The organism is Mucilaginibacter sp. NFR10, from assembly GCF_900100445.1.
GTDB classification, from domain to species: domain Bacteria; phylum Bacteroidota; class Bacteroidia; order Sphingobacteriales; family Sphingobacteriaceae; genus Mucilaginibacter; species Mucilaginibacter rubeus.
The window spans coordinates 573,077-594,102 of sequence record NZ_FMTV01000002.1 but is presented as its reverse complement, the minus strand read 5'-3'; the positions used below and the strand labels follow the sequence as shown (position 1 = coordinate 594,102).

The window sequence follows — 21,026 nt, the reverse complement described above, 5'->3', positions numbered from 1 at the left end:
ATTAATTTTAAGTAAACTTAAGATTTTCAACAATAAAAAAACCGTAAGCAAAACATACGTTCAACTTACTATTTTTCTTTTCGTACTCAATCCCGATCGCCTCACGAACCAATTTTTAGATGATCTGAAACAGTTGCCGTTCTATTTGATGATTGCGGTCGATCTAAAATTTCTAAGCCGTTTTCAATTAAACCTTCATCGGTACAACAAAAAGGTTAATAGTTGTTCTAATATCTTCGCACTGTATGGATAACCTGCGTATAAGGAAAACCCAATTTAGCATCAGAGGCTCATCTTTTTTACACCCCAGCCAATAGTAAGCTGTATTTCGTTCTACCTTATCATCAAATTAAAACGGCTGGCTATAAACAATCAATACCAGCTATTTGGAATGGTAACCTATTTTCTTTAATTAATCGATTAATAGCTTAGCATTTAAATACAATGCCATTATTTCATCTCTGTTCAATATCCGGCCAAACACTTTTATGTTAGTTAAAAATGATGAAGCTGAAAGATGGCCGCAGCTGCTTCCTATTGTTTTTAGCGGGCAAACGAATTGCTTTTCGACTGACTCTGTTTCTTTGCCATCGATATACAAAGTACAGGTGTTATGCCCGCCGGTCAAAGTTATTTGCGTCCATTTATTTACAGGGACAATGCCGGTAAATACCTGCCGGTAAAAATCTTCGCCCTCACCTGCGTACTCTTTATAGCCAACAGTCCGGGCAATACCTAAACCGGTCTTGCCCGATTTTTTATCTTTAAGGTTCAGGAAAATTGTTCCGTAAGGCGATTCGAACAGTACCGTCGTTGTATCGCGGGTATCTGTTTTTTTAACCCGGAAGCTCAATGTCCAGGGTTGTTCTAACTCGTCGGCTGGTAAGTTTAGCCGAACAAAATCATGCTGATCAAGCGCTAATACTGATTTTGATTCGTAACCTGTTAAAGGTTTTATTAGCTGTTTATTTGCAGCATCGGGTAAAGTATTTTCTTTAAAATCGAAGTCAATGATTGGATCACTATTTTTGGAAGCGTCCAATAGCCTTGTATCATTTACCTGAGGTACGTTTTTCAAGCCGTCAACTCTCTTTATAAATTCATCAAAAGTAGGTGACATTTTATTGCCCCATAGTTTCTCAGCCATTACGGGTAAAGCCACCGCAACTTCTTCTGCCGTTTCATGATAGGTAAAACCCATTGGCCCAAGATCATTCCATACATGCAGCTTCGCCCCTAACAAATCAGGTTCGCCCGGGTTTAGCTGCTGGTTTGAACCGAAATCGTTGGGAGCCCATTTTTCATATAAAAACTTATTATCTACCCCATAGTAATTTGTACCTGGAACAATATACAGCCATCCGTCCGTTGATTGTACCACCTGGTGCCCTGCTTTAATCTCTTCTTTGGCATTATTGCCCAACCACATATCAATCACTATATTGCTATCAATTGGGGTAAATCCTGGCATTTCGTTGTATCCGGACCATATCATTACTTTTTTTCCCTTAGCACCTATGTATCTGTTGAAATGATTGATATAGTTGCAAAACCCTGCTGCAAAAGCCTTACGGTCTTCTGTCATAGTAGCCTTTTTAAATCTGTACTCATCAGTTCCGATATGGAAATAGGGTGATGGAAATAACGGCACAAATTCATCGAAGATCTTTTCCATCATGGCGGTGGTTTTGGGATTTAATACATCCAGCTGTCCATCCTGTAATTTTTCATTTTTTAGCTCGGGGGCAATATCTAAAATACTCATGGCGTGGGCGGGCGCATCAATTTCAGGGATAATATTTATGCCACGATCTGCGGCGTATTGTATCAAATCCCTGATTTCCTGCTGTGTGTAAAACCCATCTGTTGATGTTAGCTGCGGATATGTTTTGCTTTGGATCCTGAAAGCCGCGTAGTGCTGCCCGTGAAAAGCCTGATCGTTTAAATGCAATTGTAATTGATTCATTTTATACCAGCTCATGCGGCATATGTAATCTTTCAGCTGCGATACCGGGAAAAATTTGCGCCCAACATCCAGCATAAATCCCCTAAAAGGATAGGCAGGGATATCTGAAATAATATAACAAGGGATGCTTTGCTTATCGGTACTCTGTTCAATTAACTGCAGCAAAGTCCTGGTAGCATAAAAAACACCCGCCTCGTCCATTGCCTTTATAATAATCTTATCCGGTTTGATTTCCAGGTGATAAGATTCTTTTTGGAGTTGGGTTAAATGACGCTGCAGTTTGATTTTTATGATGATATCATTCTTCCCTCCTTTTGCCTGTAACCCGGATTGTTGCTCCTTGCCTCGCAACGCAGCCAGGTCTTCAAGGAATATTGCAACAGTTTTTTGTGTTGATACAGATGGCTTAAATTTAAATACCGTAGCAGCGCTGATAATAAAACTACCGTTACCTGCCTGCCATTGATGAACCGCCGGTATGATATTCGGCGCAATATTATTCACCTGGGCGTGCAGGCCCGATTGTATTAAAACAAAGAACGTGATGTACGTGATTAATTTTTTTGTTGAGATCATTCAAATGAATTTCGATGTGGTTGTAAATAACAATTAAGAAAACTGGAGGGGTAATTTTGTTGCTTCGCCGGTGGTTTTAACCATATCCGTAGCCATTTATTCAATAGTGAACCATGTATAACTCTCGGGCGCAATATTGAAGGTTAGCGTGATCTCATATTTCCTGTCAACAGGATACTTTTTAGCTACCCCTCCCTTTTCCCTGAGCAGGGCCGAACTTGTTAAACCTGTGTAGTACAGGGGTACCTTAATGGTTCTTGTGATCGCAACTTTAAGCGGGTTGTAAAGCATGATCATTCCTTTTGTACCTAGTTTCGGGTTCACATGCAGCAAACCATCCCAGTCCCTGCCGTCGGCCCGGCGAAGATGGATAATATCGGAGTTAAGGATGCTGCGATATTTTTTATACCAGTCAATTACACTTACCACCATCTTGCGGGTAGCCTCGGTATCATACAATCTTGGGCCGCGGTAACAGGCCTGGACTCCCGCCCCGTAATATTGCACCATCAATTGTTCATAATCTTTCAAATGATCCGAAAGCGGTTCCAGCACGGCTTCGGGGCCACCGCCCTGATACCGGGTAAGCGGCACAAATCCCCAGCCCATTGCAGGGGTCTTTTCCCAGGTACCATCAAAAATATTCTGACGGTTCAGGATCATTTGCTGATCGCGCGGCAAAGAAAAATTAACTTCCCGGTAGCCTAAGGCAATTTTGTTGGTGCCATCCAAAAAATACCAGTCGGGAGCGTTCACATAAACACCATGCTCATTGCACCAATGATATAAACCTTTTTGCAGTTCCATTTGCCGCCATTGGCTATCATCCAGGTTTTTATGGCCGGGATGTGTAGTTGAAGCACAAACATCGCCGGGATAAGGGCCGTCATTTTCAAAAATATCGAACCCGGTTTTACCAATAAAGTATTTTAATTTATCCAGATAGGCCAGGCCCCATTTGCTGCCCAAACAAGGGGCATTACCAAAGAACGCAGCTGCATCCGGCTTTTTTGTTACCGGATCGATCACATCATCTTCATCGCTGATCCGCCTTGAACTAAATAAAGAATAGCACCCTATCAGGATATGCTTACTGTGTGCATAATCGGATAGTGTTTTCCAGCGTTGTATGTTGACAGCCGAACTGTCTTCCATATTGCAATGGCTTCCAAAGCTGAGGATCAGGGCTTCATATCCTGTCGCCGCGCATTGGTCTATAGCCTTTTTTACATCATCATCGTTACGGCTTACGAGGTGCATGAAGATGGGGTTTTCGGTCGTCCATGGAGCTATGGTGCTGTACATTTTCCTGATAGCCAATCCCCGCCTTTCGCGGTCATAACTATCCATCAGTAACTCATAAGTGCGAACCGAGTTAAAAACCTGCCCTTTTCCCAACCTTATACCAGTAGCCTTTTCCGGGTATACCTCTAATAAACACGGCGTTTGATAATTATAATTTACCTGTGATGTATAATTGCTATCGGCTTTCCAATGGGTAGTTTGGTCGCTGATATCATATCGCATAGAGTTATTGAAGGCATAGTTAGTCTCCAGATAAAGGCCGTGCTGTTTTTCCATCTGAGCCGGCGAACCAACTACGGCACTTTCTTCCTCTACTGTTGCAAGCACTTCATTTACTACCCTGTTTAACGTTATCGCTTTATTTCCTTTATTCTGAACCGAAAGCCATTTTACAATAAGAGGAATGTTATTATACAGTTCATAATGTACAGTAACAAGCAGATCTTTTAAACCGTCAACATTTGATTTATAGGTAAATGACAGCATTTTACCGGAGCCAGGAACAGTATTCAGTGCCCATCCCCGCGGTTTCCAGCGGATGTAAGGAGGAATATCCGTTACCGAAAAGGATTGAAACTGAAAATCATTTTCATTGCCTTTGAATCCGCTTACCCATTCGGGCAGCAGATAGGCATTCTCCTTTTGCCCGTAAAGGCCTCCGATATTATATTCCCTGCCATCAAGGGTTAACTTCGCTTCGGGCTTAACAGCCCTCAGCAGTTGCTGGCCGTTGCTCATATTGCTGTAATCAATGCAGGCCACATTTTGCTGAATCCGGAAGGTCCTTTTTACTAAACCATTGCTCAAAATAATGTTTTTACCATCAGCATAAACATCGGCTTTTTGCTGAACAGGGTTTACCAGCCAATCCTGAGAAAGGACCGGACTGTCGTTTTCCTTCCAGGCGGGTAATTTATTATTCGCTTCTTGTGAACTGGCGATGTTGATGATGCCCCAAAAAGCAATCGTCGAAAAAAACAGCTTTCTTTTCATTTATTTCTTTTCAATTTGTTCAATATTTTAAAAGCAACACTATACGGATAACCTCTTCAGTCAGAACGAATGCGGATAATAGCGGTTACTTACGCTTCCATCTTCAAATAAATCTAATATAGCATAGCCAGGCGGGGTTTCGCGGTAATAACATTTAGCCGCCGAATCACTATCGCCGTCTTCCCACCAAAATCCACTTAAGGCGCCGTTACAATAGTAGCGAACGCCATCATACCCAGCCTCATCACGTAAATGGATATGGCCGCTTATACAAGTGATTGTTTTGTCCCGGTGTTTATTAAATAAATTAGTGATATATCTCGCATCTGTATGGTTGCCTCCTTCCATTATGGTGCTTACGCTCAAAATCGGGTAATGGCTCATACACAAAACGGGCGTGCCGCGCCGCAGTGACGCCAGGTCGTTCTCCAGCCATTTTCGCTGTTCGGCATCTAATGAACCTGCATTATCATTATTACTGTCGAGAATGATAAAATGCCACCCATGCTTTTCAAAACTGTAAAAGCGGCCCGGCATTTCAAGTTGAGCGATAACATGCGGTTTGCCATACATGCTGTCGGATTTGTCAGGGCAAGCCCACCACATATCATGATTGCCCAAACAACTGTATACTTCATATCCCTTAAATCTTTCACGGGCGTTTTTCCATATCGCCCACTGTTCGTTGACCCGTTCACGGGTAATGTTATTGTAGTCGGCAGCGAATATGGAATCACCTCCGTTTAGAAAAAAATCGACCTTATGTTTCTTTATTTCTTCAATGCAGCGCCCGAAACGTTCCGGCGCATTGTATTCGGGGCGGATATGTACATCTGTAATATGTGCTATCCTTAATACCCGTTTCTTTTCATGCGGACCGGCCAAAGCATTCGGTTCGCGTTTTACTCCTAATGGCAATGATATGGCGAGCAGCCCTATCCCCTTTACCAGGTCCCGCCTTTTTTTTGAGTCGACAGTGTTTGTCATGTTTTTAGTTAAGTGTTTTAACGGCCAAAATTTTGTTGCCGGCTGTGATTTGCAGCTGTACTTTTTGTCCTGTTTTTACCATCACTTTAGGCCAATGTAAAAACGCTGTATACGGAAGCGGCTTCTGAGCCTGCGTAGTGCTTTCCGCAAAAACGGCTACGTTGGCATCATACCCGGTGTTGTTGCTCAGCAGCAGTGTGGTCAATTTCTTATCCTTCTTCAAAACAGCAGCTTCCACATGATCAAAAACCAGGAGTTTTCCCTTATCTGTCTGAAGATAAATTCCAGGCAGTTCAATGGCCATTAACATGCCGTTCGTTTCCGTCCACGAATTCCGGGTGTTTATGAAATTGCCGACACTGCCCCTGCCTTCGGCGTCACTGGGCTGAATTCGTTCCATGCTTGATCCGATAAGGTTGTTGGTAGTATAATGACCTGGCATGTTTACCGCTTCGGCGTGCGCATGTTGAATATCCTTTATTAAATCTGCATATAATTTGTTACCCGTCGCACGGTATAATTTGAACAGGTAATCGCCCGAGGCTTCACAAATACCCGGAGCTGAATGTTTATTTTGAATACTGGCCCAAACTGCCCCGGCCATATGGCAGTTCAACTTTGCGATCTGACTGCCGGCTGGAAAAACAGGATCATAGGACAATACCCAGGTTGAACAAAGCGCCGCTTCTACCTCAGCCTTCTGTAACCAGCTTTTATCGCCCGTAACGTTGTATAAGGCCATCAATGATTCTAAAAAACCAAATGCTGATTCTGAATTAGCATCCATACTAATATCCCCGCAGTCGCCGCCGGTAAGGCCCTGGTTTACCACATCGCGTTGGTAATAATAATTTGCTGTTTCCCTGGCTACTACAAGCCACTCCGGATTACTAAAGTAATTTGCCGCAATAGCCAGTCCGCCGGGCGCCATCGCCCCTGCCGTGGAGTTAAATACGGCTATCTCGCCAGTTTCGGGTACGATGTACTGCCCAAACTCGCCGTATCTTTTCCAGGTGTTAGTAAAAGCTCCGGCCAGTTTCTTAGCGGCCGACTCCCATTCGGGCTTAATTATGTTTTCAAAACCCTGCGCTTTGAACAGTAACAGATGTTTCATCAGCCACAGTAAAGCATCGCTGTTTTTGCGTACCATGGCCTGGCCCTCCGGAAAATCAGGGTGCATTTTTTCAAAAAGAAGGCGGCCATTTGCTTCTATTCCGCCATAAAAAAAGCCGCTTTTCCCCTGAAGTTTATTCACAACGAAATCGATCTCCTCTGCTACCCGCTCACGTTCTTTTGCATTATCAAGCACCAGCATAGGATAGGTATTAATCATACCGCTCACCCAACCTAACTGAAAATCGTCATTATTTTCGGGCTTGTAATAACTACCGGCAGGAACATGTATAAAATTACCGCTGCATATTGCCGAACCTACTGCAAGTAACTTACTCATAGGTAATATATTGCGGGGGCTATTTGGCCCGGTTATATCCTTACGTACCTGCATAAACTTCGTAAGCAAATCGGGAATGCTGCGGGCATCAAATACATATAACCTCATCGCAATGGTTATATGGTCGCCGGGTTTCCAGTCGTGTGCTTTATCACCACTTTCATGAAAATCCCCAAACCCCGGCGCCAGTCTGCGCACTGCCGGTGCCGAAATGCTAAAGCTGCAACTATCTTGTTTTGCATTTTCTGCAATGGTAAGGCCACTATTGCCCAACTGGGTCTGCTGGGTGGTCAACAGGATAAAGCCTTTCTTTAGCGATGGTGAAAAAAAGCACATTGCCGGCGTTGCTGCGTTGCCGGTTTGTAACTGCACCAGCGATGCTTTATCGGGTTCTGCGGATAACCTGGGGTTATTTGAAATGGTTAGCGGTACTTTGGGGTTATAGTACATATCCCTGGTATAGGGTGGGTTGTACCCGTTGCCAATGGCAGGATACCTGTTCCCGTTATACATACTTGCAGGCACCATAACATAATTCTTCCTGCTCCAGCGGCTGAAGTCAAAAGACACCTCCAGGGCCGTGGCAGCTGCATGGCCTTCTTTTAACTTAATATCGGCGGTGATATCCAGTATCCCGGCGCTTGCACCCTGTTTTGCGGTTAAGTTAAGCAACCACTGGGCACTGTCTGTTGTCAGGCTATTGTTCCCGAACTCAAATTTATTTAATGCTTTGGTACCCTCATATTGGATAGCGCTTACACGCATATTTCCATGCACAGCTTTTAAAAAATCAGGAGTTATAAGCTTTTTTGCTCCCTGCGCATGGGCAATGCCTAATAAACACGTATAAATTATGGATGCGGAAAGGCAGCTTTTTTTGTTAAAATCCATGTTAAATCATCAAAGTTTTATGCCCGGTCCTACAGATGAAACCAGCAGTTCCATATTTACTTTTTGATTGCTATTTTGCAGGGCGCTAACCTGGATTGATGATGCTCCATGCGGTAGTGTCAAATTGCCCTGGGCTGGAATTTCAGCGATCTTCTTTCTGTTCTTATCCGCTACATAGCAAGCATTATCCTTCAGGATAATAAATTCGCCATTGGTAATTTTTTTGTCGATTGAAAGTTCTGTACCGTCCTGAAAAGTGATCCTGATGCCATCAGCATACCCATCTTTTTCGGCAGATGATATCCGTATCGCACAATCCAGCGGCTGCGCATCAAATTCATTATTTAACCGGCACGTATTTTTTTCGACAGTGTATTGCTGGTCAGGAAAACGGGCTTCACGTACAGGATATAAAACGAAAGACTTTTCGCCGTTTTGCACCAGGTGAAATTTATAATTTAAATCTTTTAAACGCTCTTTTACTGTTTTGGTGAAAATATTCAATGCCCTGGCATTTTCCCAGGCGCGGTATGCCTTGAAAATATTATTCTTTTCCGGGCAATTTTCAACAGCATGCTGGCTCAAACCAAGCATGTAGGTTGCATTCCATCCAATTGATTTGGCTTCCAGGTTTTCAGCATCGTATAAACTCCAATCACTATGCAAATCAACTATTCCGAATGTTGCAGGTAAATAACTGCCCTCAAAAACATATCGCATATCTTTTCCCTCTATTCCCCATTGGTTCAATACCGGATTAAACATATTATTGCCGCCGCCAACATTGCAAACGCTCATATAATGCCAGTTGCCTTCATAAACCGCGCTCCCCATTACGCGGAGATAATCACCTCCATTTTTTGCGTAGGTATCAAATAACTTCCTGAAAAACTGCTTAAAGGAGTACTGCCCTTGCCCCTGGTACATACAGCTCTCCAGGCCATCAAAATCAATATAATCCATCCCTCCTTCTGTTAGCCACTTGCCATAATAATCTGCATATACTTTTTGCAAATTCATATCCGGAACAAAACCACGATAGCAGTTAGGCTGCAGCTTTACTATTGTGGTACCCTTTCTATAGGTACCTCTTTTTGTTCCATAAAGCCCTCTTTTGATATGTAAAAAGGTGTAAGGCTTGCTCTCGCTAATGCCATTGTATTCTATAAGCTCCTTCCCTATTTTCAGCACATTGGTATGGTTACCTTCCCACCCGCCAAACTCGTTGAAATAAGCCCTGTCGGCCACCGTTATAACCGTGTCCTGATCAGTAAGATCTTTGGTTATCATGGTGCGCTGCATAATGGCGAGGCTATCGCTTGGTACCGGGGCCACATCGCTGTTATTATCAGGCTGCAGAAACTCGCACAGGGTATGCAGTCCATACCTGATCCCATTTTTCTTCATCAATGCGCCGTAGTCCGGAATGTTCATGGGAGCCGCGTTGTTGAAATTTATTTTTCTGTTGGTCCAGCGATTTTGCGGGTTGGGATAATATTCGCCCCATCCTTCGTCCTGTACGCCTTTGATGGCTAATTGATGAGCATAGGTGATCAGGCTGTCATGAGCGCCATGCCACGCGATGTCAGGGCGGTATGCTTTAGGGTCTTTGATCCATTGACCATCAATTTCGGGATGCGGCAGCCCTTCCTTTAAAACTATTTGTTCGATAGTGCGGAGCCCGACAGAATCGGGGCAGGCAAGCAAAGCAACCGACGATCCGATGTAATCGGCATTAACCGGCGGCACCAACTGGTACCTGGCCGAATTTACCTTCCCATCCAAATTATCGGGCAACACCGGGAACCGTATCATCTGTTCCTTTCTCCGGTCTCTTGAGTGCATGCAAACTGTAGAACCAAAAGCGGGCTCAAGTCTTGCCCCGTTTCCGTAATTCATCCGGTAATACTCTTCCGGATGTGAATAAAACGCCACATCATTTATGCCATCTCCGCCGATTGTGAAAGTTTGGCCTTCCTTAAGATTTGGCGGCAAGGGGTATTTCAGGGGATCAGGCGAATGAATAAAATAGTACATGAAAGACATGTCGCCTCCTGTTGGGGGGCCGCCGGTGGTATTGTCATTTAAACCGAGTATGCCAAATGCGAAATCATCATCTCTTACTACGCCCAGGATATCTCCTATTGTTTTAGAGATAGTTAATTTATAAGGGCCCCAAACGATATTGTCAACCCCGTTTCGCGGCTTAAGCGATACCAGTTTCAATCGTACGTACTCCCCTTTTTCATCAGTTTGCACCGTTGCCACAGAACCATTAGGATAGCGTAGCGTAATGCGCTTATTGAGCGTATTAAATGCAGCAGCTATCGGCAGTATATAGTTTTCGCCTTTGTACAGACTCAGTAAGGCAGAAACTTTACCGGCAGGGCAATATTCTTTATGGGATGATTTATCCTTAATACTGGTAATAAACCCACGTTTGTTTATACTAAGCATAACAAACTTTGTGTTTAAAGTAATGGTTTGTGCATTTGCCTGCGGGTGAATTACCAGCATCATACTGAACGCCAGGAGAACTAAAAAACCTGTGTTCAATTTATTTATCATGTTATAAAAACTCATATATAATCAACTAAAAAGCATTTCTAATTTCCAAGCACCGCTTTCTGATCAATGATAAAAGAGGGCGCCCTGTACCACCATACAGGGACGCCTCTTCAACTAAACCTCAGGTAGTCTCATTACCGGAAGTACACTTAAAAAATAAAACACATTCGGCACCTATTGTATCACCGGATTAAATGTTCCGCCATCCCAGCCTGTATTTTGCTGCAGATTTTTATTTTGTAAAATATATTGCGGATCAATAGGACCGAAATAATAGGCATCGGGTATATTGATTTGACTGGTGGCACCAGGATCTATCGGCTCATATTTGTAATTGGTAATAGCCTTAAGAAAAGCGTTACGATCAAACGATGCCGGTGAATTTACTATCAGGTTAGAAAGCTGTGCGGCAATCCCGCTATTACTTTGCGTAATATTAATACCATATTGAGCGGATGCAGCCGCACTGTTAAAGTACGGCCCGTAAGCGTGCAGTGTGCCCATGTTATTCAGTACACTAAACATCCGTCTGCGCCTCAAATCCCAGAACCGTTTTCCTTCAAAAGCAAACTCTATTGCCCGTTCGGTCATAACAGCGTTCAACGTGGCCTGATAATCAGAACCAACCGATGCAGCCAATCCATAATTTCCTGCTCCTGCTGTGATATGGGCCCTTTGGCGGATTTGAATAATATAGGCCCTTGCTTCGGCCGGGTGCTGTACTTCATTAGCAGCCTCAGCAAGGTTAAGTAAAACCTCAGCATACCTGATGATAGGCCAATCAAAAGCCTGGCGGTTCCAAACGCTTGAACCCAATGTGGTATCAATCCCCTTACGGCAATAAAAACCAGTGATATTATAATTGGGTGTGGCTTTGTACGCATCATCGCCGGCTATCGTGTTAAAAATCCATTGCACACGTGGTGTAATATCCGCAAAATCATACCTGGCGCCATTATACACAATTGTTTGATAGAAGCGCGGATCCCTGTCCTTCCAAAACTCTGTAGGGTCATATCCCGAAGCCGGGTCGGAAATTGGGAGACCATTTTTCATGGGATAAGCCTGCACCATTTCCCAGGTAGGATCGCAGGAGCCTGCAGCGCCAGAGGTTTCAGTTAAAGGCCTTTGCCCCTGTTGAAAGCCATTTGTTTTTTCGGGATAATGGTAACGTAAGCTCAAAACCATTTCCTTAGCAGCCCCTGCCTTATCATACCACATGTTTTCATTTGGTTTTGCAGTATTATCGGTATATAAGCCATAACCATCAGCATCTAACTCAGTTTTAGCGGCCAGCAAGGCACTATAAGCATCATTCCAATAAGTGGCATTAGGTGTTTTGCAAAACAGGGGGCTTGCTTTTAATAACAGGGCTTCGCCTTTTACCGCCATAGCAGCGCCTTTGGTAACCCGGCCAATATCATTTGAACCCCAGGTAGCCGGCAATAAATTAATTGCGCTATCCAACTGTTTGCCAATAAAATCAAAACACTCAAGTGATGAATTCCTTTTTACCAGTAAAGTATTTATGTCGGCCGTTGGGTCCTGAACCGCTGTAATGATCGGTACCCCTCCTAATACTTTTACCATCCTATAGTATAAATACGCGCGGAAGAAGTATGCCTGGCCTTTCAGGCTTTTATAATCGGCATCGGATAAAGCAGATTTACTTTTATCAATATTTGCAAAAAAGTTATTGATAGACCTTACCCTTCCCCAGTCCCAAACCCTGTCGGGGTAACCGCTTTGGCTTGTATAGGTGCCTTTAAGGAAAGAGTTAAGGCCGTTTCCGCCGCTGCCGCCAGAATAAGCCTCGCCGGCCAGTTCTTCGTTCCTGTTCCATGAAGGCAAAATATTATAGAAGTCGGTTACATATCCTTTTACAAAATCAGGACTGCCCCATTCCTGCTCCGGCGTAATTGGGCCTCCCGGATGATCAACATCAAATACCTTTTTACAGGATATTGTTAAAGCAATCATCCCCAATAAAACGAATAGTATATTGAATTTAAGTTTCATGATCTAATAATTTAATGTTTTAAAGTGTTACATTAAGCCCGCAGGTAAACCCTCTTAATACCGGGTACATTCTGAAATCGCCGCCCAGTTCAGGGTCCCAATCGGTTACATGGTTCCATTGATACAGGTTTTCGCCGCTGAAATAAACTTTCACAGCTTTAACTTTTATTTTCGCCAACAAGCTTGCCGGCAAACTGTAGTCAACAATTAAGGACTTTAACCGCAGGAAAGCGCCATTCTTTAACCAGAATGTAGATGACACCTCGCTATTGCTTGTGCCTTGCCAGTCGGTCATAATAGGACTTGGCATGGTGGCGGTAGAGGCTGTTTGCGGAGTCCATGCATTTTTCCAGATGGTTAAATTATTATTGCCAGGCAAAGGCCGTCTGTAGTAAACATCGGTAGGCATAATATCGTAACGGCCCAAACCGGCAAATACTGCCGTGAGGTTAAGCCCTTTCCAACCAAACGTGAAGTTGAAGCCATAATTAACACGCGGTACCCCGTTTTTTGAGATGATTTGCTGGTCGTTCCCGTCAATTTTCCCATCAGGCGAATCGATACCCAGCGGGCCCCTGATATCTTTGTACATCAACATCCCGGGCTGTGGCTTACTACCAAATATGGTGAAATTAGGGCCGTTAGCTTTTAAAATATTATCCGCGTCCTGCTGCGTTCTGATAATGCCGTCGGATACATAACCCCATATAATCCCATTAATAGGTTGCCCGATCAAATTCTGGTAACCACGAACTGATGCCGCCTGGTCAACCTTCAGGTATTTATTAGCAGAATATGACCAGTTGCCAGACACACGATAGAAAAAGTCATTGATGTGCCGTTCGTGGCTAAGAGATAGTTCAATACCCCGTGCCGATGCTATTCCATAATTAACTGCAGGCAAGTTTGCTCCAACCGTGCTTGGGACTGATGCCACACGTGCGCCAAGGATATCGGTGGTTTTTTTGTACCATAAATCAACAGTTCCGGTAAGGATTCTTTTTGGCATGCCAAAGTCTAAACCCAGGTTGTAGTTATGATTTTTTTCCCATGTGATATTAGGGTTGATAGTTGAACCCAACGTTGTTGAAGGCGGAAGCCCGGATCCTATATAAATACCTGAGTTTGCGTTAAAGTTGTAGGTTTGTTGCCACTGCCATGGAGCGGTATTATCTGTACCGGTTATACCGTAAGAAAAACGCAGCTTCAAAACATCAAGGACTTTAGTATAATTTGCAAAGAAGTTTTCATTGGCGATATTCCAGCCTGCTGAAACGGCCGGGAAATATCCCCAACGCTTATTTGACGGGAAAATATAAGAACCGTCGGCCCTCATGGTAAAGCCAAGCAAATATTTTGAGGCGTAATTGTAATCGACCCTGCCAAAATAGGAAGCAAAGCCTGTAGGCTGGTTCTGATCGCCCCTGATGTACCAGTCGGTGCTATTGGTTGAGCCACCGTTAATTTGCTGATAGTTAGGGTTACTGTAATTGTCATCCCAAATGGTTGAATAATGGCCCCTGTATGCCGATTGTTCATAGCCGGCAAACGCGCTGATATTATGAAGGCCAAAAGATCGGTCATAATTCAACATCAAATCCAGTTGGTAATTAGATGACTGCGAATATGACTCCTGCAATTCTGTAGGTGCACCAATTCCGGAAATCTGGGCTTGGTCTAATATCTGATAGCCTCCTGATCGTGTTAAATCCAATTTATCGGTAACGATGTGGTTATGGTCTCCACCGGTTTGGAAATAATAAATGTAAGGTGCATTACGCCATGCTTTGGTGTAATTATTAGTGGTATTGTAAGCGAAAGTACCCTTTGCTGATAGTCCGGTTATGCCGGGGATATCATATTTCAATTGAAAAACCGGGGTGATATTGTTACCCGACGGCTTGGTGTAGCCACCATTTCCCTTTGCCAGGTTGGCGGTATTGGTATTATCAAAGTTGCCAACAGGAAGGCCATTAATAAAAGACGGCCGGCCGGGATTTACCATTAACAACCTGTTGTACATGTTCGACAAATTGAAATCCCCATAATCATAGGCCCAAAACGGACGGCTGCCGTTATTCCATTCGCTTTGGATATTTAAATTATAGCTCCACCGCTCAGAAATTTGTCCATCCACTTTTGCTGTTAAATTATATTTACGGAAGGAATTTGAGGTTGCCCCTTCCTGCTGGAAATAACCTGCCGAGATGTAGTACCTGGCTGCTTGCGAACCACCACTTACGGCTAAGTTATGTGAAGTATTCCAAGGATTACGCCAGGTATCTTTTAACCAATCGTAGGAATGTGTTTTGAAATAATCTAATTCATCAGGCGTATAATAGCTTGGATCGTTTGCCGGCAAACCTTTTTGGGCAAACGCCTCATTGGCAAAAGTATAAGCATCAAAAGCGTTCATTCTCCGTGGTGTAATTTCACGGTTATTCATTGTATATGATGCATTGTAGGATATAAAGGTCTTATTAGCTACGCCATGTTTTGTTGTAATCAAAACAACACCGTTACCGCCCCTGATACCATAAATCGCGGTTGACGCGGCATCTTTCAGGATACTGATGTTATCGATATCGGCCGGGTTAATGGTGGCAAATGTTGTTGCATCCCTTACAAAACCGTCTATCACGTATAGCGGGTCTGTTCCACCCTGCCAGGTGGAGGATTCCCTGATTTTAATATTAGCGCTTGCGCCGGGATAACTACCTTGCGTAGTAACGGTAACGCCCGGCGACAGGCCTTGCAACAAATTGGCGGGGGAAGATGTAGGGCGGTTTTCAAGTGCAGATGATTTAATTACGCCTATTGCACCTGTCAGGTTTTCTTTTTTCTGTGTACCATAGGCAACCACAACTATTTCGCTAAGCCCGCTTACATCTGCTTCCATCTTTACCAGCATAGGTGTGCCGGGAGTAACCTGCAATTCTTTTTTCACATAGCCAACAAATGAAAAAACAAGTGTTGCGTTCCCATCAGGAACCTCAATATTGAATTTACCATTAGCGTCGGATATAGCGATGGTTTGACTTCCCTTTACTGAAATAGTCACGCCGGCCAGGGGTATATTTTTGGTATCAAATACTTGTCCGCTTATCTTAACCGGGCTTACATTTAAGTTTGTTACAACATTATCAACAGCCTTTTCAATTTGCTGAAGAACAATGTTGTTATTAACCTTTTTATAAGTTAATGGCTGATTTTTAAGGCATTCCTTTAATGCCTCATCTATTGAGGCATCTTTCAGATGGATGGTTACACTTTTATTCTGTACATCTTTTGAATCATAAAAAAACACATATCCTGTTTGTTTATTTATCTGGTTAAGTACTTTTTTCAGTGAGGAATTTGTTTCATCCAGGTTAATTTTTTGACTATACACTTTTGCGCTACATTCAAGAAGGGCAACTAACATGATCAAGGTAGTCAATTTCATAACTAATAACATTTTGCGCGGCCACGGACAACGCATGGCCATTAAAAAAGCATTTAATTTCATACTTTTGCTGAGTTGGGTTAACAGATAGTTAGAGACACTAAACATATTCCCGTTTTGCGGGGAGGGTTAACTCAATATTTAACCGCATTCCGATTGCCCTCGGGATGCGTTTTTTTTTGAGTTAACCTTATGGGGATGGGCCTAAATTTTGAAGGCCGGATGTGTATTTATTTTTCCATATGGTTCCTTTTATTTTGAGGTGAATAATTGGTTAATTACAGGTGTTAATTCATTACAATAATTATTTTCCCATCTATTTTGTAATGTATTTGCTTAAAGCTCAGAATATCCAGTATTTGTGACAGATTGACGTTCCTGGAAATTTCGCCCGAAAACCGCCGTGAGGGTAATTGTCCTTCATATTTGATCTCCACACCATACCAGCGCGAAAGCTGCCGCATTACTTCCTGAATATTATTGTCTTCAAAAAAGAAAAAGCCATTTTTCCAGGCCACCACTTCATCCGCATCTACATTCATAACATCGATCAGGCCGCGGTCAAACCTTGCCTGCTGGCCCGGTTTAATGATATTACTCACTTTCCCGGCTGACACTTTTACACTGCCTTCGAGCAGGGTAGTTTTAACAGCCTGTTCATCATTGTAAGCATTGATATTGAAATGGGTGCCTAATACCTCTACTGTTTGCCCGTTTGAAATAACTTTGAACGGCTTTTTGGCATTGTGTGCAACTTCAAAATAGGCCTCGCCGGTAAGTTCTACCCTACGTTCGTTACCATTAAAAACTACCGGGTATTTTATTGATGACGATGCGTTTAACCATACTTTAGTACCATCGGCCAAAATAAATTGATACTGCCCGCCTTGCGGCGTAGCTGCGGTGTTGTATATAATGTTCTTTGACGGATGGAAGTCCACAACAACATCCTTATAACTAATTTGGCCATCGGCGGCTTTTTTTATAACGATGTTACCCTGACGTGCGAGTTTTCCAATCTTTGCACCATTTAATACAATGGTACTCCCATCCCCTAATGTTAATATGGCTTTGTTTCCGCCGGGGGCTACATCCTGTTTCTGAGGCTTAATTGCAGCTATTTGCCGGCGGGAATTATTATTAATGGTAAAAAAGTATCCCCCCACAGCCATAAAAAAAAGTATTGAAGCAGCTATTGCCCAACGCGATAATTGTATCCTTTTTGTTCTTCCCTGTATTTCATTCAGCAGATTATGAAGGCTCTCTTTCTGATCTTCTTCCAATTGCTCCTGCGACAAATAAGGATCGCTGTGCTTGTATTTTAAATACCAGCTTTCAACCAAAGCATTCTCTGCCGGAGTAGTCATGCCGCTGTTATACCGTTCTATTAAATCTTCGATGTCTTGTGGTTGCATAATCGTTAAAGGATATATCATCCTTATTACCCCATATACAACTACAACCGGGGGGAGGGAGTAGATGAAAATAAAAAAATTGAAAATAATTTACCAGATCATAGATTGGGGGAAGGTATCACCTGCTATTATTGTAAGAAAGCTTATTGAACACCTGGCTTATATTCAGCTATTTCAAGTCGCCGGATCAAGATCGTTAATGCTTTCGGATATAAGAATTTATCACAAATAAATTCAACGCAAACGTTTGTTTATCGCAACAAGGCTTATAAATATGTTTTTTGAGTTTTATAAGCGCGAAGTGTTGTTATTGAAAGCCTGCATTAATTACCCCGACGGTAAAATCTTTACCAATCAGTTAAAAATAGCGCTCTTAATCAGCTGATTAAAGCGACATAGCGCTTGCATTGAGGGCAAGAACCTTTTTGTTAAAGCTGATTCGCCCAAATTAACGCAAACGGTTGCGTAGAACTTTAGCGCTTAAAATCACTCCAGTCCTCTTAATTTGTAACAACAATTATACGATTAGATAAACAGGGACCCGGTTTCAGGCGATTCGTTTATCCCGGGCCTTAATGGTCATCAATCAATAAATATCGCTTTGCAAATTTATAATCAATGTAAACTTTAATGGCTTTGTACGGTAAATATAGTGACGACGATTTGATAACGCTGTTAAGGCAAGATGACATATCTGCTTTTACGGCGATTCATTCGCGCTATTACGGAGCGTTGTATCAGCATGCGTATAAAAGATTGCCGGACAGGGATACCGTTAAAGATCTTTTACAGGAGCTTTTTATCCATTTATGGGACCAACGGACATCAATTGATATTAAAGGCAGTTTACAGGCTTATTTGTGTACCGCTGTACGGAACAAGGTTTTAAATGTTTTTAAGCACGAGAAAGTAAAAGCCAATTACATTACTTCGTTAATTAACTTTGAGGAAACCTGCGAATCTACAACGGATGAAAATTTAAGAAATAAAGAACTTATTGCCCTGATTAAGGCCGAAGTAAGCTCTTTACCTCCAAAAATGAAACTGATATTTGAGTTAAGCAGGGATTCAAACCTGTCGCACAACGAAATTGCCGAAATATTGGAGATAAGCCCCTTAACTGTCAGAAAGCAGGTAAACAATTCTTTAAAAATACTGAGGGCAAAATTAGCATCACATCTGCTAACGCTGTTTTTATAACCAGGTTTTAACACTTACGTGGTGTATTTTGATATGCGATAATAGCATCCTAACAGATTACAAAAAATTTATGCTGTTTTAAAATGTTCCCGGTTTTGATTCGTCTTCATTATTAAAGAAGGTTAAAATCATTAAATAAACAATAACATGAAAAAGCATATCATATCAACAGCACATAGTCAGTTGTGGGAGGGCATAGACGACTAAAAGAGTAAATTAACAAAGGTTATTAGCGGCAGGTGCTGTATCTTAGCGCCATGACGGATTATAAACTGGAAGCAGCTAAAGCCGCTTTAACCTTGATTACCCCCAATCAAATTATTGGTTTGGGAGCTGGGAGCACCATAGCTCATTTGGTTAATATGTTAGCCCAGGATCGTAAGCTTGCGGCTTCCTTAATATTTACCTCATCATCATTCAAAACAACTCAACTGCTAAGCACATACGGTTTGCGCATTCAGTCGCCTGCCTTGCTTAATAAACTCGATATCTATTTTGATGGCTGCGACCAGTTTGACAACGAGCTAAACGCCCTGAAAAGCGGCGGCGGCATCCATACTACCGAAAAGATCCTTGCCTCAATGGCGCATGAATTTATTTTGCTGGGCGATGAGGGAAAATTCTCTGCCCAACTTAACGCTACATATCCCCTGGTTATAGAGATATTACCCCAGGCTTTACAAATTGTACTGGCAAAACTGGCAACCCTATTTCCCCAGGCTGCACTTACCCAGCGTATGAGCACACAAAAAGATGGTGCGTTGATATCTGATAATGGCAATATGCTGATCGATGTACAATTTACTGAACTGCCCGAACCGGTTAAATTAAATACCCTGGTTAAAATGATACCAGGTGTTGTTGAACACTCTTTATTTTACCAAATGGGCGGCAGGGCAATTGTTGCTGGCGAAAATGGTATCCGGACTATAAGGCCTCAACGCTAACCCTCAGTTGGGATTATTTAAAACGGCGATACCCTTGAGCGTACACACGCCATAGTTAAAATGGTTTAAAAGCTGCAGCTGAACATCCCATAAATTAAATTCGACATGCGGGTATATGGAGGCGTTAAAACCAAGTTCAATCTGGTTAACCCGCATAATGGCAATTATTCTGGTATCAATTTCGGGACGGACATACCCTTGATCGATGCCCTTTTTTAAAAGCTTCCCGATAATATTTACCATGAAGCCTGTTTTAAATTTCAGGTATAACATCCAGCCTTCATGATGGTACTTTTGCAGATCGAACAAGACAGCAGGGTTTACCCTCGAAAAGATCTCCCCTGTACATTTGGTGAGCTCAACCATCTCATCCATCATATTACCCGCGTCACTAATAATTGAGCAAAGCATTGCCTCATCATCGGCCAGCCGCTTTTTTACAAGGGCGGTAACAAGCTCGTTTTTGTCCCTGAAATGCTGGTAAATTGTTTTTTTGGAGATCCCCAAATGCCGGGCAATATCATCCATAGTAACGCTTTTTATTCCCGCTTCAAGAAAAAGCGCTTCGCTCCCGTTTAAAACCCGCTCCTTATCAATCATAGCTTAGGTAGTTATCAACGCGGTGATCCCTCTTATAGCGCCGATCAGGATCTCCTGGTTCATTTTTTCATCCCGTGTGAGCTGGATCATGTTAATGGCTATCAACCCGTGAATTACGGCCCAGTAGGTGTAATATCTTTTTTGAACCTCTTCGTCACTTACTTCGCGGGGCGCGTATAGCGTACGGATCACTTCAGAAACCATCTCCGGAAAAACCAATGCTTCCGCTATCCGGTTTTCTACCGGGCTGCAACCTGTACCAACGGCAAACATCAACTGGTAAAGCTCCTTATAGGCAATCGCAAAGTTCCAGTAAGCCAACCACATAGCCTCCATCTGTTCAATGGCGTCTGTATGTGCCTCTTTTGCCAACTTCACCATAGCTGCCAGTTTCAGGTGTCCCTTGCGGGCAAGCTCGGTGTACAAAGCTTCCTTGCTTTCAAAATATTCGTAAATAGCGGGAGCCGTGTACTCGATATGCTCAGCAAGTTTCCGCATACTTAACGCATCACATCCCTCACACTTGATCATATCCAACGCAGCGTCCAGTATTTTTCGGCGGGTATCATCCTTTTGCCGCAATATCCGTTCTTTACTTCCCATGTTTTAACCTCTCAATCACAAGCAAAATTTACTTTAATTTATTCATTAATAAATAATT

At 42.8% G+C, this 21,026-nt stretch carries 12 protein-coding genes; 2 read left to right on the top strand and 10 right to left on the bottom strand.

Annotated features, from left to right (window positions below):
* Positions 1-412: 412 nt before the first annotated feature.
* The 8 genes from BLP33_RS10360 to BLP33_RS10325 all read right to left on the bottom strand — a co-directional run bounded on the left by BLP33_RS10360 (position 413) and on the right by BLP33_RS10325 (position 17,618).
* Positions 413-2,542: a family 20 glycosylhydrolase gene (locus tag BLP33_RS10360; protein WP_090527229.1), complete on the bottom strand. Its 2,130-nt coding sequence runs from the start codon at positions 2,540-2,542 to the stop codon at positions 413-415.
* 96 nt (positions 2,543-2,638) lie between these two features.
* Positions 2,639-4,840, bottom strand: coding sequence for an alpha-galactosidase (locus BLP33_RS10355; protein ID WP_175489987.1), 2,202 nt, complete (start codon positions 4,838-4,840; stop codon positions 2,639-2,641).
* A 60-nt stretch (positions 4,841-4,900) separates the two neighbouring features.
* A complete protein-coding gene (locus tag BLP33_RS10350) occupies positions 4,901-5,827 on the bottom strand; it encodes a metallophosphoesterase family protein (RefSeq protein WP_090527226.1) in 927 nt (308 codons plus the stop codon).
* 4 nt (positions 5,828-5,831) lie between these two features.
* Positions 5,832-8,171 (bottom strand): hypothetical protein, encoded by a 2,340-nt coding sequence (locus BLP33_RS10345; RefSeq protein WP_090527223.1) that lies wholly within the window; start codon positions 8,169-8,171, stop codon positions 5,832-5,834.
* Positions 8,172-8,180: 9 nt separating this feature from the next.
* A complete protein-coding gene (locus BLP33_RS10340) occupies positions 8,181-10,739 on the bottom strand; it encodes a hypothetical protein (protein WP_090527220.1) in 2,559 nt (852 codons plus the stop codon).
* Positions 10,740-10,913: 174 nt separating this feature from the next.
* Complete coding sequence (locus BLP33_RS10335) at positions 10,914-12,758, bottom strand: RagB/SusD family nutrient uptake outer membrane protein (protein WP_090527217.1); 1,845 nt, start codon at positions 12,756-12,758, stop codon at positions 10,914-10,916.
* Positions 12,759-12,777: 19 nt separating this feature from the next.
* Positions 12,778-16,203, bottom strand: coding sequence for a SusC/RagA family TonB-linked outer membrane protein (locus BLP33_RS10330; RefSeq protein ID WP_175489986.1), 3,426 nt, complete (start codon positions 16,201-16,203; stop codon positions 12,778-12,780).
* Between the two features lie 287 nt (positions 16,204-16,490).
* Positions 16,491-17,618, bottom strand: a complete 1,128-nt coding sequence (locus tag BLP33_RS10325; protein ID WP_175489985.1) for a FecR family protein — start codon at positions 17,616-17,618, stop codon at positions 16,491-16,493.
* Positions 17,619-18,248: 630 nt separating this feature from the next.
* On the opposite strand from BLP33_RS10325, the gene BLP33_RS10320 reads away from it, so the two are divergent.
* The gene (locus BLP33_RS10320; protein WP_090527209.1) at positions 18,249-18,818 is read left to right on the top strand and encodes an RNA polymerase sigma-70 factor; all 570 of its coding nucleotides are present in this window, start codon (positions 18,249-18,251) and stop codon (positions 18,816-18,818) included.
* Between the two features lie 257 nt (positions 18,819-19,075).
* Entirely contained in the window at positions 19,076-19,765 is a 690-nt protein-coding gene (gene rpiA, locus BLP33_RS10315; RefSeq protein WP_090527208.1) for a ribose 5-phosphate isomerase A, read from the top strand.
* Between the two features lie 3 nt (positions 19,766-19,768).
* Here the strand turns inward: rpiA and BLP33_RS10310 are convergent, their stop codons facing one another.
* Together BLP33_RS10310 and BLP33_RS10305 are read right to left on the bottom strand one after the other, a co-directional pair.
* The gene (locus tag BLP33_RS10310) at positions 19,769-20,365 is read right to left on the bottom strand and encodes a TetR/AcrR family transcriptional regulator (protein ID WP_090527205.1); all 597 of its coding nucleotides are present in this window, start codon (positions 20,363-20,365) and stop codon (positions 19,769-19,771) included.
* Between the two features lie 3 nt (positions 20,366-20,368).
* On the bottom strand, positions 20,369-20,968 hold the full coding sequence (locus BLP33_RS10305) for a TetR/AcrR family transcriptional regulator (protein WP_090527202.1): 600 nt from the start codon (positions 20,966-20,968) through the stop codon (positions 20,369-20,371).
* Positions 20,969-21,026: the final 58 nt, after the last annotated feature.